Genomic DNA, 15208 nt, shown 5'->3' with positions numbered 1-15208 from the left:
GGTTTGAGCAGGCGCAAACATGTCGCGATCGTCTCTACTCTCTACAATAGGATAGGTATAAAGATAAATACCGATCGAGATTGCTCGTTGACTTCACCGTTTAGCCAGAGAGATTCATCCCCCATGTCTCGGGATTCTTTTCAACTGACCCGCACCCTTTACGATCGTTCCGGCCCCGTAGCTGCAGTGGCGTTCAGCCCTGACGGGGAGATGCTCGCGATCGGCAGTTGTGACAGCGCACTCAAGATTTGGGGGGCCAAAACGGGCGATCGCCTCCATACGTTATTCGGTTATCCCCTCGGCGTCACCTGTTTGGCGATCGGGCCGCAATCGGATTTGCTCGCCGTGGGCGCCCCCGACGGTACCATCGATCTCTGGCACCTCCCCGACGGTCACCTGTTAGAAAAATTTTCCGTCCGAGGTCGCGTGACGGCGGTATTGTTCAGTCCGTCCGGCAAACGGCTGATCGTCGGCAGCGATCGCACCTTGGTCGATACCTTATTTTCCGCCCCCGGCGGTACCGCCTGCGACGACGGTTTCAGTGGGGACGAAGGGGGAACGATTCAAATTTGGAACCTACAAACGCACAAATTACAACAGGCGATCGCGACCCCCAACGCCCCGGTCGAGGCGATCGCCGCCGGACACAGTACCTCGGTGTTTGCCAGCGCTCACCGCGACGGGACGATCAAACTGTGGAAGTTTATCGACGGCAGCCAATGCGGCAGTTTGCGAACCGGAGAGGATCCGGTCTATTCCCTCGCGATCGCTCCCGATGGCAGCCTCTTGGCGACGGGGAACAGTCAGGGACAAATTGCCATCTGGGCGATCGCCGAGTCCGCCAACCTTCAAGATCTGCCCTTACGGATCTTGGAAGGTCATCGCGAGATGGTCTATTGCGTCGCCATCAGCCCCGACGGTCACCTGCTCGCCAGTGGAAGCGGCGACGGCACCGTGCGGCTGTGGGAGATCGATCGCGGCGACTTATTGCAGGTTCTGCACGCCGACAGCAACGACGCTCAAGCGATCCTGACTTTGGCGTTCAGCCCCGACAGTAGCACTCTGGTCGCCGGAATGGATCGCGGCGGCCTTCAGATGTGGCAAATTGGCAGTTTGGTGGCCTGAATTGGGCGCGATCGCCGCACCTTCAGTTCCTTTTGTCTCCCGATAGGGGATAAAACAATTTCTAGATACTAAAAATTATACTCTACTTACCTCTCACTAATTATATTGGTGGGGGGCAAAAAACTTTTCGCCCCTCCAGTTTTGCGCCCCCAAACCGGAGCCATCCATGAGACCCCTCGCAAACTTGACAATGGCGAAGCTCTAGGGATAGCCCCAAGCGGCATCACCATAAATTAATCTAATGGATATCATTCAAAGAACCCAGGTTCTGGTAAATTATTTACATGAGATTCAACAATGAGATTCAACTCGCCTAGAGATCGACTCGTTCGGCGATCGCAGGAGTCTCGCTCTCGATCTTGGCTTCAATTTTCCGAAGCAAAATCGGGAATCACTTCTCACTAGCACTCACCCTCGGAACGTGGGGGTTCCTTGTCAAGACCGTCTGACGAGTCGGCAACGGACAAGTTATGGCAATCCAATCCATCAAACACCGATCGCGTCGGGTGGAAGCAATACCGGATTGCCAAGATTGAAATTAGGCGAACGGGGAGCGCGACAACACCGATCGAAACCCAGGATCTAACGCCACTTCCATCGTGCGATCGCCCCCTACTTACTCACGAGAAAACCCACTAAAGATCGATGGGTTAACAGCAACACTCGACCGCTAACAACGAGTGCAATAGCTCTTTTGTGGCGATTTTTCGTAGCCATGGCGATCGTCCGCCATCATTTGAGCTTCATCTTTAAACCCAAGACAATTGGCCATGCAAATTACCAATCACATCCATTTTAGGAACGTAAAAGGAGATATCTTTGGCGGATTGACGGCAGCAGTCGTTGCCTTACCAATGGCCTTAGCATTCGGGATTGCTTCCGGTGCAGGCGCTTCCGCAGGCTTGTGGGGAGCTATTTTAGTCGGCTTTTTCGCCGCTTTATTTGGCGGAACGCCGAGCTTAATTTCCGAACCCACCGGACCGATGACCGTCATCGTCACCGCCGTGGTCGCCGAATTAATGGCAAAAGATCCCCAAAACGGGATGGCGATGGCCTTTACGGTCATTATGATGGCCGGAGTGTTGCAAATGCTATTTGGTGTGCTGCGCTTAGGCCGCTATATCACCATGCTCCCTTATAACGTCATTTCCGGGTTTATGACCGGAATTGGGGTGATTCTCATTTTTTTACAAATCGCGCCTTTTTTGGGTCAAGAAACCCCGGGTGGGGGCGTTCTTGGCGTCATCAAAGAATTACCGACCTTAATCGCCAACACCAATCCTTACGAAGCCTTTTTAGGAGCGCTGACATTAGCGATCGTGATTTTTTACCCGTCTAAATTGAAGACGATCGTCCCGCCGCAATTAGCTGCCTTAGTGGTGGGGACGATCGTTTCTTTACTGTTATTTAGAGGGGTAGAAATTCGCACGATCGCCACCATTGGCGAAATCACCCCCGGCTTTCCCGAATTTCGGCTTCCCATGTGGACTGCAGAAAATTTTCGCTTGATGTTTGTCAATGCCACTATTTTAGCGGTCGTCGGCTCGATCGACTGTCTGCTAACCTGTTTGGTTTCTGACAGTTTGACTCGGATGGAGCATAAATCCAATAAAGAATTAGTCGCGCAAGGAGTCGCTAATTTAGTCACGGGTTTGTGCGGCGGCATTGCCGGATCTGGAGCGACTACCGCCACCGTGGTCAATATTAAAGCAGGGGGACGCACCGCTTTATCGGGAATTAGCCGCGCTTTGTTCCTGTTAATTGTCGTTTTGTGGGCGGCGCCGTTAACGTCGGTGATTCCTCTGGCCGTGTTGGCGGGAATTGTTTTAAAAGTTGGGATCAATATTATCGATTGGGCATTCTTGAAACGAGTCCACAAAATTTCCTTAAAAGCGGCGGGGATTCTGTACAGTGTCGTCTTGCTGACGGTTTTTGTCGATTTGATGGTTGCGGTTGCCGTCGGAGTATTTATTGCTAATATCTTGACGATCGATCGCCTGGAACGGTTGCAATCTCAGTCGGTGAAGGCGATTACGGATGCGGACGATCGAATCGTGTTGAACTCAGAAGAAAAAGAGTTGCTGGATTTGGCGAATGGTCGGGTGTTGCTGTTTCATCTAAGCGGTCCGATGATTTTTGGCGTGGCGAAAGCGATTTACCGAGAACATGGGGCGATCGCCAATTACCAGGTGTTGCTGGTGGATTTGAATGAAGTTCCAATTCTTGGCGTGACTTCATCTTTGGCGATTGAAAATGCAATTAGAGAGGCAATTGACGCCGATCGCGACGTGATTGTTGTTGGCGCGACAGGTAAAGTCAAAGGTCGTTTGGAAAAACTCGGCATTGCGAGTTTAATTCCAGAAAATTACTGGATTCAAGACCGCCTCACCGCCTTGCAACAAGGTTTGGCGATCGTGCGCCAAAAACAAGGGGTAAATTACGATTTAGTCGATAAATCGTCACCCTCTGTATCGTAATTAGACTGTGTTTAACCCCCTGGTTGTTTCTGGGGGGTTCAATTTGAACTTACTTCTTGAAAAACTATTTATAAAGAAAGATAATAAAATCCAGTATGGGGTTTAGTTTTCAAGCCCTTGCTTGGCACTTATACCATTTTTACAAAAATAATGAGAGAGATCGATGTTTTAGGAAAATGGTATGATTTGGATTGTTTTTAAGACCTATTAACGGCTAAGAGAAATAGGAACGATCGCCCAATCAACTCTAGAGAATGATTTTTCTAAGATTCTGTACGTCGGTAGATTGGCGAGAACTTGAAATTGGGATAAATAGCAGGTATTGAGAGCTATTGTGGGCGATCGCTTCTCCGCAATCATGACGGTTTGTGCGCTCGGATGAACCCCCGATCGAAGCGAGTTGAATTTGCCGTTAATTCTGAGGATAAAATGGGCGATCGCGCGCGAATGTAAATGTAAGCGATGCTAGCAAAAGCTTGAGAGCGATCGCCTCGAATAGTTGCAGGAGACAATGAGGTGAGAAAGTTGCAGAAAATTTGCAAAATTTGCACAATTTGCATAAACGAGCAGAACTCTCTGACAGTTGGGGACGGCTGGCGAGGGGTTGGGGTTGCAAGGGGCTACCCTTGGAAGGCGATCGCCGCGCGATCTGCTCGGTTAGGGGGCTCAAACCGCAGGTGAGCCGCCAAAATTCCCGAAAATCGTCGCGTCGTTTCCTCGAAACGGTAAGATGAGAGTTTGACCCATTAACCGCTTTTAAGATGGCAGAAACGCTTTTTTTCAACGCCCTCCGGGAAGCCATTGACGAAGAAATGGCTCGTGACCCTTCGGTATTCGTCCTCGGTGAAGACGTGGGTCACTACGGTGGTTCCTATAAAGTCACGAAAGATCTGTGCAATAAATACGGCGATCTGAGGGTTCTCGACACGCCGATCGCCGAAAATAGCTTTACTGGGCTTGCGGTCGGTGCGGCATTGACGGGACTGCGCCCGATCGTCGAGGGGATGAATATGGGCTTTCTGCTCCTCGCATTCAACCAAATCGCCAACAATGCCGGAATGTTACGCTACACCTCGGGTGGCAATTTTACGATCCCGATCGTCATTCGCGGTCCGGGGGGCGTGGGGCGTCAACTCGGGGCCGAACACTCCCAACGGTTGGAAGCCTATTTTCAAGCGGTTCCGGGTTTGAAGATCGTGGCTTGCTCGACGCCGTACAATGCGAAAGGCTTGCTCAAAAGTGCGATTCGCGATCAAAATCCGGTGCTGTTTTTCGAGCATGTCTTGCTTTACAACTTAAAAGAAGATTTACCCAGTCATGAATATCTGGTGCCGTTGAATCGAGCAGAGGTAGTGCGATCGGGTAAAGACGTGACGATTCTGACCTATTCGCGGATGCGTCACCACGTCATGCAGGCAGTGCCGCAATTGCAAAAAGAAGGGATCGATCCGGAAGTGATCGACCTGATTTCCCTCAAGCCTTTGGACCTCGAAACGATCGGCAAGTCGGTCTGCAAAACCCATCGGGTGATTATCGTCGAAGAATGTATGAAGACGGGGGGCATCGGCGCCGAGCTGACGGCTTCCATTGACGAACACTTTTTTGACGAACTCGACGCCCCCGTGTTGCGCTTGGCGTCGCAAGACGTTCCCACGCCGTATAACGGGATGTTGGAGCGTCTGACGATCGTCCAGCCGGGGCAAATTGTCGAAGCGGTGCAGAAAATGGTGACCCTGCAAGTGTAAGGGCAGCCGCTTCTCGGATTTTGGATGGGGGGCGATCGCGCGGTTCCCTTTGACCCCGACGCGGAGAAGCTCGAGCGACGATCGCCCCGTCGAACGGGGAACCCCGAATCGGCGACCCTCTAAAATCTCTCGTCTTCAGAACAGTTCTCGCAGGACCAGACTATGCAAAAACAGCGTTCTTTACTCGCGTTAATTGCCGTTTTATTCGTCGCGGCGATCGTCATCTTAAATCAAGTCGAAATGCGTCTGGGTTTGGACTTGCAAGGCGGCTCTCAATTGACGATTCAAGTGCGCCCCTCGGAAGACGTGCGTACAATTACCCCCGAGGTGATGGAAGCGGTACAAAGCGTGGTTCGCAACCGCGTTGACGGCTTGGGGGTAGCCGAACCGATCGTGCAGACTGTCGGCGACGATCGCATCTTGGTCCAGCTTCCGGGAATTAGCGATCCGGAACAAGCCGAGCGCGTTCTCGGCGGGACGGCCCAACTCGACTTTCGCAAGGAAGTGCGCAATCCGGAACTCAATGCCGAGGTGAACGTCCGACGCCAAGAACTCAGCGATCTGCTCTTGAAACAAGTCAACCTCGAACAGGAGGGCAACGCGGAGGCGATCGAGGCCAATAAGGCGGCGATCGCCCAAAAACAAGAGCAAATTAACGAACTCAGTGGCCGCCTCTACGAACGTACCGGACTGACGGGTAAAAACCTCGAATATGCCGACCCCCAACCCGCTCAAGCGGGCAATCTCTGGAATGTCGGCTTGGAATTCGACGCCGAAGGCGGTCGCTTATTTGCCGATCTCACTAAAGAACTCGCCGGAACCGGACGCACTCTCGGCATCTTTCTCGACGATCGCCTGATTAGTTCCCCCGTGGTCGGCGCCGAGTTTGCCGAAACCGGAATTACCGGAGGACGGGCGGTGATTCAAGGCCGTTTTACCGCCCAGGAGGCGAACGATTTGGCGGTGCAGTTGCGCGGTGGGGCTTTACCCGTTCCCGTGGAAATCGTCGAAAACCGCACCGTGGGCGCGACGTTAGGCCGCGATAGCATCGATCGCAGTATCTATGCGGGGATTGGCGGTTTGGTCTTGGTGCTGATCTTTATGGCGGTCTACTACCGACTCCCCGGCGTCATTGCCGATATTGCCCTGACGATTTACGCGGTGCTGACTTTGGCGAGTTTTGCTTTGCTCGGGGTCACGTTGACTCTGCCGGGAATTGCCGGGTTTATATTGAGTATCGGGATGGCGGTGGATGCCAACGTGCTCATTTTCGAGCGCACTCGCGAGGAGTTGCGATCGGGGAAAAGTTTGTATCGCTCGGTGGAATCGGGTTTCTACCGCGCTTTTTCCAGTATTTTAGATAGCAACGTGACGACGCTGATCGCTTGCGGGGCTTTGTTCTGGTTCGGTGCGGGGTTGGTGCGCGGTTTCGCCCTGACCTTGGCGATCGGGGTTCTGGTAAGTATGTTTACCGCGATTACCTGCTCGCGAAGCTTGATGTTTTTCGCGATCGGCATTGACGAATTCCGCAAACCCGAATTGTTCTGCCCCGACCTCACCACTGTCAATAAAGCTTAGGGACCGCCAGTTCGATGAAGTTACACATTATCAAACAGCGCAGTTTATGGTGGGGGCTGTCGGCGACGGCGATCGCCGTCGGCGCGATCGCGATCGCCATCTCCTGGACGACGATCGGCGCCCCCCTGCGTCCCAGTCTCGATTTTGTCGGCGGGACGCGCCTGCAATTGGAACGCGACTGTAGCCAACCGAGCAATTGTAGCGAACCGATCCAAGCGAATGCAGTACGCGAGATCCTCGCCCAACAAGGGTTGGAAAACAGCAGCATCCAAGTGGTCGGCAACGCCAAACAGGCCCTGTCGATCCGCACGTCTACTCTCGACGTGGAACAGCGCACCAATCTGGAAAATGCCCTCACCGCACGCTTCGGCGAGTTCGACCCGCAGAAGAAGCAAATCGATACGGTCGGGCCGACGATCGGACGGGAGTTATTTGCGTCCGGGATCTTGGCTCTGCTGGTGGCCCTCGGAGGCATTATTGTTTACTTGAGTTTCCGCTTTCAGTTCGACTATGCTTTGTTCGCGATCGTCGCCCTGTTTCACGATGTCTTGATTACTGTGGGGCTGTTCTCGATTTTGGGGTTGGTTCAAGGGGTCGAAGTCGATAGTTTGTTTATCGTGGCGTTGCTGACGATTATCGGGTTTTCGGTCAACGATACGGTGGTGATTTACGATCGCATCCGCGAAACCACGAAACGAGAGCAGGGACGTTCGATCGACGAGATCGTCGATGATGCGGTCAATCAGACTCTCGGGCGATCGATCAATACGACTCTGACGACGGTACTGACCCTGACGGCGATTTTCTTGTTTGGCGGCGATACGCTCAAGTATTTTGCCCTGGCGTTGATCGTCGGCTTTATCAGTGGGGCCTATTCGAGTATTTTCGTCGCCAGTACGATGTTGGCGTGGTGGCGCGAACGCTCGGAACCGGAGGGGGCGATCGCCCCGGAAGTCGCGACTGAGGTGGATTCTTCGTCAAGTTCCCCAGATTCCTAAGCCAGTTGCCCGGGGATTGGCTAGGCTGTTGGTAGGCTCAATTACAATCCGAATATTTCGATGGATCCTTCTGACGATCTGCACGACGTTGAGGCGGACTTAAAGCGATTGCTGTTCGATCCGACTTACGAGCGCCAAATCGAACGCCTCCACCGCCTCACGGTTTATTTTCGCTGGATGGTGGCGATCGCCCTCTGGCTGACGGTGGGGGCGTTCAGTCTCTGGACTTTGCGCGCCGATATCGCCCTGATTCTCGACCATTTTACCTGGGCGGCGTTGCGCTACCTGTTCAGCATCTGGTATAACCCCCTTCCCACTTTGGGATTGCTCGTCTGTATCGCATTCACTGTGGCGATTTTAGTGTGGCAAAGTCGCAATATCTTGTGGGGTTTGTCTGGAGAGGAGCGATCGCGCCTGGAACGGCAACTCTGGCGCATTCGCTGTCAAGGGGAGTCTCACCCCTTATGGCGTTTCGTTTGCAAGGAGTGAGGGCGATCCGGGGGCGATCGCCTGTCTCCCTAAACTTCCACGATCTCGGGAAGAGTCGCAAATCCTCGAAAATCTTCGTCGGCCCCACTCAGTTGCACCCATTCCACTCCCAAGCTTTTTAAGTGTTCTACCAGGCGATCGCACGCCGGACGTTCGGTGGCGTAATGTCCCGCATCGATCAAAATTAAACCGCGATCGCGCGCTTCCTGGAATTGGTGAAACTTACAGTCCGAGGTTAAATACGCCTGCGCCCCGGCTTTGACCGCCGCATCGATATAACTGGCTCCGGACCCTCCCAAGACGGCGACCCGCTCGATCGTTCGCTCCATCGCCGCGTCTACGGAAACGATCAGTTCGGGGGGATTTAGTTTACTTTTAATCTCACTCAATAAGTTTCTCACCTTGAGCGCGGGTTCGAGAACGCCGATCCGCCCGTATCCCAAACCGTCCTGAGTCGGGGCGATCGGTTCGACTTGTTTGAGCGCGAGCAACTCCGCCAGTACGTCCGCCGTCCCGTGGTTCACTTGGTCGAAATTGGTATGGGCGCTGTAAATCCCGATCTGATGGGCGAACGCCAACCGCGCCATTTCCGCGATCGGCTCTCCGGTCACTAACCGCCGAAGCCCTCCAAAAATCAAGGGATGGTGGGCGAAAATTAAATTCACTTCAATCCCGCTCTCCCGTAGGGCGATCGCCTCGCGCATCACCGCCAGGGTCGGCGTCAGACAGACCAACACCCGCGCGGGTTCTCCCGTCACCCCCGGTTCCACCTGCCAGCCGCAATTATCCCATTTCTCCTGCCATGCGGGATCGGCCCAGCCTTCAAACCACCGAATTAATTCCTCAATGTTCATTGACTCTTAACTTCCTCAAAGCCACGTCTCTCACCGTAGCGCAAGCTCTTCCCGTGAACTACCGCTATTGAATCGGAGATTGCAATAGCGGCTTCCTACCCAACAGATTGCCCAATCGTAGATTTCTTGCGTCCTCTACGGTTAGGTCTTACATCCCGACAGTAGGCTTGGCCCCGCGTCCCGCAGGTCAAGAGTCGTAGTCCCTCTTCTCTGAGGTTGATAGCTGCATTGAGATCGCGATCGTGACTCGTCCCACAGTGAGAACAAGTCCAATTTCTGACATCTAATGACAGACGATCGATTTGATTCAAGCAAACGTTGCAGGTTTTGGAAGAGGGGAAGAATCTATCGACCTCAATATAGACTTTCCCTTCCTGTTCGGCTTTGTACTTGAGCATCGTCAAAAACATTTCCCAACCGACTTGGCCGATCGCCTCAGCCAGGTTAGGGTTTTTGAGCATGCCTTTGACATTGAGGTTTTCCACACAGATGACTTGGTTTTCGTCAACTATCCTACGCGATAGCTTGTGTAGGAAATCCTCCCGGCAACATGCTACTTTGTTATGTACCTTAGCTACCTTCTTTCGTGCTTTATTTCGGTTGTTAGACCCTTTTTGTTTTCTCGATAAGTCTTGCTGCTTGCGTTTCAGGTTACGCTCATGTTTAGCAATCCATCTTGGGTTATCAAATTTAGACCCATCGGAAGTTACAGCAAAATGATTTAATCCAAGGTCTACGCCGACGGCTTTTCCCTCGGTGGATGAGTCTGGATTGGGTTTCCCATCTTCAAAGAGAATAGAAGCAAAATACTGGTCGCAGCGATTTTTGGTAACTGTGACGGTTTTGAGTTTGCCTTCTATTGGTCGATGAACAACCGCTTTAACTTCCCCAATCTTCGGTAGCTTCAAGGCGTTCTCCAGCACCTTGACATTTTGGGGATACTGGATGGATTGTTTGCCGTGTTTGGACTTAAATCGCGGATACCTGGCCCGCTTCTCAAAGAAGTTGTTAAAAGCGGTTCCCAGGTTAGTACAAACCTGTTGAAGACACTGCGAGTAGGTCAGCTTTAACCACTCATACTCTTGCTTGAGGCTGGGAATCTGTTTCTTGATGTCGTAACTAGATAGTCCCTTCCCAGTCTCTTTGTAGGTTTGATTCATCAAGTTCAGACCATAGTTCCACAGCCATCTGCAATTGCCGAAGGATTGCTCCAGCGATTGCTTCTGCTGCTTATTTGGGTATAATCTGACCTTGACAGCTTTGAGCATTAGGGTCAACTGAATTCACCATAAACACTCTATCATGAGTTACTGTCGCAATTCATCTCACGCTTCAATCATAGATTTGAAGCGGAGGATTCTTGCGGATTTGGCTAAAACTCCCCCTCTATGGGGAAAAATTGCTTCGTTCCCGGGGCGTAAGTCCAGGCAAATCCCGCCGGATCTTTGCCCTGACTCCATTGAGTAAACTCCGGTTTCGATTTATTTTTGCTCACCGTCGTCGGATGCACCCCCAAGCGCGCCGCCAGTTGCGATTGATTCAGAGGTGCAGGTAAGGTCACTCGCGCCTTTTTGGCTTTGGGCGCCTTCAAGCGTTCCGGTTCGGGCGCCACTGGGGTAATTTCGGCTTCGATGGTTTTCCACTCGGGAGATTTAATGCTCGAAAAGCAGTAAACCATGCCGCCATTTTCGGTAATTTCATATTGGGCGCTAAATTCCCGGGCGCGCGTGTCTAAATACTCCTGGGCTTCGTCTCCGGGAATGTCGGCTTCCATCGCAAAATCTAATACCGTCAGCCGCCCTTGATGTTCTTGGATCAGTTTGTAAAATACGGCATTGAGTTCCACACTGCGGGCTTCATTTTTTTGGGAGTGGTTTTTCCACGCCCAAGCAATCCCGGACACGATCGCCCCCGCTACCACCAGGCGCCAGGCGGACAAAACTAAGGTCACGCCAATGACAACGGGGACGATAAAGACCAAGCGGGATTCGAGGTTATCTTGTGCGGGGTTGGCAGGATTGGCCGAAGTCGTCTTTTTCTGGCGACCTCGGTTGACTTGAGGATCGGCAGACATCTCGATCTAGAAGTTCGCTTGCGGGTTGAGTTGACCCATTGTTATCCGAGTTGCATTATCGCACGAGTTTCCGCCCCGCGCGATCGCCGCCCTCGGATCCGTCCCTCGAACCTGGCGATCGCGATCGCTCCCCCCGTGGCCAATTCTCTCGCCTTTTAGGCTATTGTAAAGTTAAGTAAATTTTTAAACCTTTGCTCGCCTCGCTCCATGACTTATTTTAATTCCGCAGAGCCGATCCTCCGTTGGAAGCAAGAAGATCTCGATATTCAAGATTTACAAGGACTCTGGCGAATTAATTGGCAAATCGGTCGTTTAACCCTAATTCAGCGATTTTATACCCGGATCGATCTCGTGTTTGTTTTCTGGGGATGGATTGTAGCGGCCATGTTTGCGATCGCCCAATTTTGTCCTATTTCTTGGCAAATACAAGCCGGTTTTTGGACGATTGTAAGTCTGTTGGGAACCGCCGCGATGGCATATCTTTCTTGGTTTTGGGTCACTGTCGAAAAGTTGCGCTGGTTGGTCTATAGCTGGAGTGTTTTGATAGGTATTGGCCTAGTTTTGACCGATGCCAGTATTTTCTACGGTTGGGCTGCTGTCCTAATTCGCCTCTGTCCTTTATGGCTGATGTTGACGGCAATCGGCTATTTCCTTATGGCTTTGGGAATGCGATCGCGCACCTTTGCGATCGCCGCTCTCCTTCATGTCTCGGCGACTGTCTTACTCCCTTCATTCTCCGCATGGCAATTTCTCTTCACTGGAGCTACGATTTCTGCTACATTACTCCTGTTAGCCGAACTACAATGGGATATGCGTCCGCCCATCGACAGCGATGTTTTAACCCCCCAACAGCGAGAATTTAACCGCCAACAACAACAACGGCGTCAATTGAGCGGCTGTTGAAACATTATATTTCTTAATGAAAATCTTAAATTTTCCTTTCAAATTTGCCGCTTTTCCCAAAACCGTGGGTTAGGATGGCACTCAATGGGCGGGCGAGTCAACCTCCTTGGTTTTTTGGGTTTGATTGCTCGTCCGTACCGGGTACCATCACGGGATTTGTACTGTTTGGCCCGTGTTCGAGTCGCCATCCGAAGGAGAACGACGTCAGGATGCGCGAGTGGTACCGATAAGGCTGGATGCAACAAGCGGTGCAAGCGAGTCGAGCGGTTGTTTCCCAGTATGGGGTTAAAAACAGGGTTTAAATTTCTACCTAAAGTTTTTTAAATTTACTCACTTTTTATGCTTAAATAAAGATTCGAGTAAGTTTATAAGGACTGAAGCCGCAAAAATCGCGGATTTCACCATCTCCATTGTTTTCTGCTCGTCTTTATGGTATCTGAACTTAGCCGAACGAAAAGAGGGTTGAGGAGTTCAAAAAAGTCAGTGAAAGGCTTTAAGACCAAGCTAGACTTAAATAACCGACAACGAACGTTGATGGCGAAACATGCAGGAGTCGCTCGACACGCTTGGAATTGGGGACTGGCTACCTGTAAGAAAAGATTAGAAACCGGAGGTAAACTGCCAACCGCCATAGACTTACACAAAAGATTAGTCGCCGAGGTAAAAAGTCGGAATCCTTGGTACTATGAAGTCTCAAAATGTAGCCCTCAAGAAGCGTTACGTCACCTAAATAAAGCGTTTAAGCGAGTTGGGCAAGTCAAAGGAACAGGTTTCCCCAAGTTTAAGAAAAAGAAGGTCAAAGAGAGTTTTTACCTGGAAGGAAGCATTAAAATTTCCGGTGATTGGGTGAAGCTACCTCGGATCGGTTGGGTAAAAAGCCACGAACAGTTACCGCCAGTCCATCCTAAAAACGTCACGATAAGTAAACGAGCAGGGGACTGGTATATTGCCTTCAAAATTGATTTTGAACCATCCCCCCAACCCCCCTTTGAAAGGGGGGCGAAGGGGGATAGGGAGCGGATTGGGGTAGATGTAGGAATTAAAACTCTCGCCACCCTGTGCGATGGTAAAACCTATCCCAATCCGAAAGCTTATCGTCAGGCTCAGAAAAAACTGGCCAAACTCCAGAAAGAACTAAGCCGCCGTCAAACAGGAGGTAAAAATCGAGAAAAAACTAAACTCAAGTTAGCTAAAGCCCACCGACGCATCGCCGATATTAGAGCCGACCATCTACACAAGTTAACAACTTACTTAGCCAAGAACCACGGCGAAGTAAAAATTGAAGACTTAAATGTGTCAGGGATGCTCAAAAATCACAAGCTGGCTGGTGCGATTGCGGATGGTGGGTTTTATGAGTTCCGTCGTCAACTTGAATATAAATGCGAGTGGTACGGGAGCAAATTAACATTGATTGACCCGTGGTATCCCAGTTCGCAGATCTCTTCTAACTGCGGACACCGACAAAAAATGCCCCTGCACAAAAGACAGTATGATTGTCCGAACTGTCACGCCTCCATAGATCGTGACTTAAATGCGGCAATTAATCTGGAAAACGCGGAGAGCTCAGCCGTGTAAGCCTAGTGATGGAAAGGTCTTGGAAGATCCAAGCTAGGAACTAAACATCAAATGATTAAGTTTGAGTAAGTTTTAGAGAGCGGTTTTTGTCGTTTCCCCCGTTTTGCGATCGCCAAGGGGATGCGAAACCATCCATCAGAGCAGTCTGAGGCGATCGACAGTTCAAAAACCCAATTGGAAACCACCGCACTTGTTGTCACCTTTGTGGTTAAGGATTGAAACCTTAACAGTCATTTTCTTTCAAAATCCGGCTGAATCGCACCTGTTTTAATTTAGGTGTGGATAAGCAGAAGAACCCCTTCAACTGACGAGTTGGAGGGGTTTTTCGCTGGGAAAGACTCAGTTTTTACGATCGCCTTTTAGGTTGTCGTTGTTGCTGTTCGATCTGGTGAATTTGTGCTAGAATATGCCGCCATTGGGCTGCGATTTCTTTCGCCGAATCGTCATTGTGAAATTCGAGGTAAGTCACAGTTTTACGAATTAAATACTGAAATTCATCCGGGGCGATCGATTTCATAGCCAGCGCGCTAAAGTGAATGGGAAGATCGTTTAGACTTGAGCATTTATATTGTATTTTATCGTATAAGCTTTACTAGATGTGAACTGGCAATAGTGGATCGATCCTTTCACTGTGTCGTCCCTTCCCGAGGGCGATCGTTACTTTCTTTGAAAAAACTGAATTTACTTTTCTCTCATTTTTTAACTGTTAATTTTTAAAACTCCGGTACAAAATTACTTAAATAAAATCACTTAAAACTGAGCCATGATTTCCTAATTTAAATAGACCATTAGGCAGAATTTTATAATTTACTCAAAGCGATTATCTTGAAAAAATTGAGTTAGGATTGTGACGAGCTTACCGGAAGAGGAAAAAAACTACTATCCCAGCGTTCGAGTTCGCGTTAAGCGTCTTTTTGAAGCATTACTAACTTATGCGAATCACGAATGTACCGATGGGGATATTTTGCAAATTACTGTCACTTGGCAAAGCGAAAACAAACTCGTAGTTCGCACCAAGCTACATATTCTTGAAAACCTGACCGAACGAGACCTGTATCCCGGTAAATTAACCAAAGACCAAATCCGAGAAGCATTACAAAATTTAGAAAACTTTCTCGAAATTTTGACCGCCAACGAAATCGATCCCGCCGGGGATGAAGACTGGCATTTTACCCTAGAAGTTTGGCATGGCAATGATACAGAAGCAAATTTGAAACAATTCGATTTAGAATGGCATCAACGCCATACCAACGATCCGGAATACTTGATTTAATTACGAATTATGTTAGAACTTTTAGGCATTTTTATTAAGATGCTACTATAGGAATCCTAAATGATTTGTAACGGAAGTAGGGAGCAAGATGCTCCCACTCCCAAGGGGTCTGGAGGG

General features: G+C 50.4%; 16 protein-coding genes. 11 read left to right on the top strand and 5 right to left on the bottom strand.

Annotation, left to right across the window (positions count from 1 at the left end; all coding sequences use genetic code 11):
- Positions 1–123 precede the first annotated feature (123 nt).
- The 3 genes from HCG48_RS14225 to bicA all read left to right on the top strand — a co-directional run bounded on the left by HCG48_RS14225 (position 124) and on the right by bicA (position 3602).
- Positions 124–1125: a WD40 repeat domain-containing protein gene (locus HCG48_RS14225; protein ID WP_168569751.1), complete on the top strand. Its 1002-nt coding sequence runs from the start codon at positions 124–126 to the stop codon at positions 1123–1125.
- Between the two features lie 432 nt (positions 1126–1557).
- The gene (locus HCG48_RS14220) at positions 1558–1764 is read left to right on the top strand and encodes a hypothetical protein (protein WP_168569750.1); all 207 of its coding nucleotides are present in this window, start codon (positions 1558–1560) and stop codon (positions 1762–1764) included.
- 131 nt (positions 1765–1895) lie between these two features.
- Positions 1896–3602, top strand: a complete 1707-nt coding sequence (bicA, locus tag HCG48_RS14215) for a bicarbonate transporter BicA (protein WP_168569749.1) — start codon at positions 1896–1898, stop codon at positions 3600–3602.
- Between the two features lie 356 nt (positions 3603–3958).
- Here the strand turns inward: bicA and HCG48_RS14210 are convergent, their stop codons facing one another.
- A complete protein-coding gene (locus tag HCG48_RS14210) occupies positions 3959–4162 on the bottom strand; it encodes a hypothetical protein (protein WP_168569748.1) in 204 nt (67 codons plus the stop codon).
- 201 nt (positions 4163–4363) lie between these two features.
- Here HCG48_RS14210 and HCG48_RS14205 point away from each other — a divergent pair, with 201 nt between their 5' ends.
- The 4 genes from HCG48_RS14205 to HCG48_RS14190 all read left to right on the top strand — a co-directional run bounded on the left by HCG48_RS14205 (position 4364) and on the right by HCG48_RS14190 (position 8412).
- Positions 4364–5347 carry an alpha-ketoacid dehydrogenase subunit beta gene (locus HCG48_RS14205; protein ID WP_168569747.1) on the top strand — a complete coding sequence of 328 codons (984 nt, stop codon included), beginning with the start codon at positions 4364–4366 and terminating at the stop codon, positions 5345–5347.
- A 162-nt stretch (positions 5348–5509) separates the two neighbouring features.
- Positions 5510–6925 (top strand): protein translocase subunit SecD, encoded by a 1416-nt coding sequence (gene secD, locus HCG48_RS14200; protein ID WP_168569746.1) that lies wholly within the window; start codon positions 5510–5512, stop codon positions 6923–6925.
- A 14-nt stretch (positions 6926–6939) separates the two neighbouring features.
- Entirely contained in the window at positions 6940–7923 is a 984-nt protein-coding gene (gene secF, locus HCG48_RS14195; protein WP_168569745.1) for a protein translocase subunit SecF, read from the top strand.
- Between the two features lie 60 nt (positions 7924–7983).
- Positions 7984–8412 (top strand): hypothetical protein, encoded by a 429-nt coding sequence (locus HCG48_RS14190; RefSeq protein WP_168569744.1) that lies wholly within the window; start codon positions 7984–7986, stop codon positions 8410–8412.
- 29 nt (positions 8413–8441) lie between these two features.
- On the opposite strand, the gene HCG48_RS14185 is transcribed toward HCG48_RS14190, so the two are convergent.
- The 3 genes from HCG48_RS14185 to HCG48_RS14175 form a co-directional block, all read right to left on the bottom strand.
- Positions 8442–9266: a Nif3-like dinuclear metal center hexameric protein gene (locus HCG48_RS14185; RefSeq protein WP_168569743.1), complete on the bottom strand. Its 825-nt coding sequence runs from the start codon at positions 9264–9266 to the stop codon at positions 8442–8444.
- Positions 9267–9361: 95 nt separating this feature from the next.
- On the bottom strand, positions 9362–10534 hold the full coding sequence (locus HCG48_RS14180) for an RNA-guided endonuclease InsQ/TnpB family protein (RefSeq protein ID WP_168569742.1): 1173 nt from the start codon (positions 10532–10534) through the stop codon (positions 9362–9364).
- A 104-nt stretch (positions 10535–10638) separates the two neighbouring features.
- Positions 10639–11340: a hypothetical protein gene (locus tag HCG48_RS14175; protein WP_168569741.1), complete on the bottom strand. Its 702-nt coding sequence runs from the start codon at positions 11338–11340 to the stop codon at positions 10639–10641.
- Positions 11341–11370: 30 nt separating this feature from the next.
- On the opposite strand from HCG48_RS14175, the gene HCG48_RS26505 reads away from it, so the two are divergent.
- The 3 genes from HCG48_RS26505 to HCG48_RS14165 all read left to right on the top strand — a co-directional run bounded on the left by HCG48_RS26505 (position 11371) and on the right by HCG48_RS14165 (position 13818).
- On the top strand, positions 11371–11499 hold the full coding sequence (locus HCG48_RS26505; protein ID WP_281362004.1) for a hypothetical protein: 129 nt from the start codon (positions 11371–11373) through the stop codon (positions 11497–11499).
- Positions 11500–11547: 48 nt separating this feature from the next.
- Positions 11548–12243 (top strand): hypothetical protein, encoded by a 696-nt coding sequence (locus HCG48_RS14170; protein WP_168569740.1) that lies wholly within the window; start codon positions 11548–11550, stop codon positions 12241–12243.
- Positions 12244–12672: 429 nt separating this feature from the next.
- Positions 12673–13818, top strand: a complete 1146-nt coding sequence (locus tag HCG48_RS14165) for an RNA-guided endonuclease InsQ/TnpB family protein (protein WP_168569739.1) — start codon at positions 12673–12675, stop codon at positions 13816–13818.
- 346 nt (positions 13819–14164) lie between these two features.
- Here HCG48_RS14165 and HCG48_RS14160 read toward each other — a convergent pair whose 3' ends face one another.
- On the bottom strand, positions 14165–14335 hold the full coding sequence (locus HCG48_RS14160; RefSeq protein ID WP_168567319.1) for a hypothetical protein: 171 nt from the start codon (positions 14333–14335) through the stop codon (positions 14165–14167).
- A 330-nt stretch (positions 14336–14665) separates the two neighbouring features.
- Here HCG48_RS14160 and HCG48_RS14155 point away from each other — a divergent pair, with 330 nt between their 5' ends.
- The gene (locus HCG48_RS14155) at positions 14666–15091 is read left to right on the top strand and encodes a hypothetical protein (RefSeq protein ID WP_168569738.1); all 426 of its coding nucleotides are present in this window, start codon (positions 14666–14668) and stop codon (positions 15089–15091) included.
- The last annotated feature ends 117 nt before the right edge of the window (positions 15092–15208 follow it).

The sequence above is a fragment of the Oxynema aestuarii AP17 genome (assembly GCF_012295525.1).
GTDB classification, from domain to species: domain Bacteria; phylum Cyanobacteriota; class Cyanobacteriia; order Cyanobacteriales; family Laspinemataceae; genus Oxynema; species Oxynema aestuarii.
The sequence above is the reverse complement of the archived record's forward strand: the minus strand, read 5'-3'. Positions and strand labels throughout refer to the sequence as shown.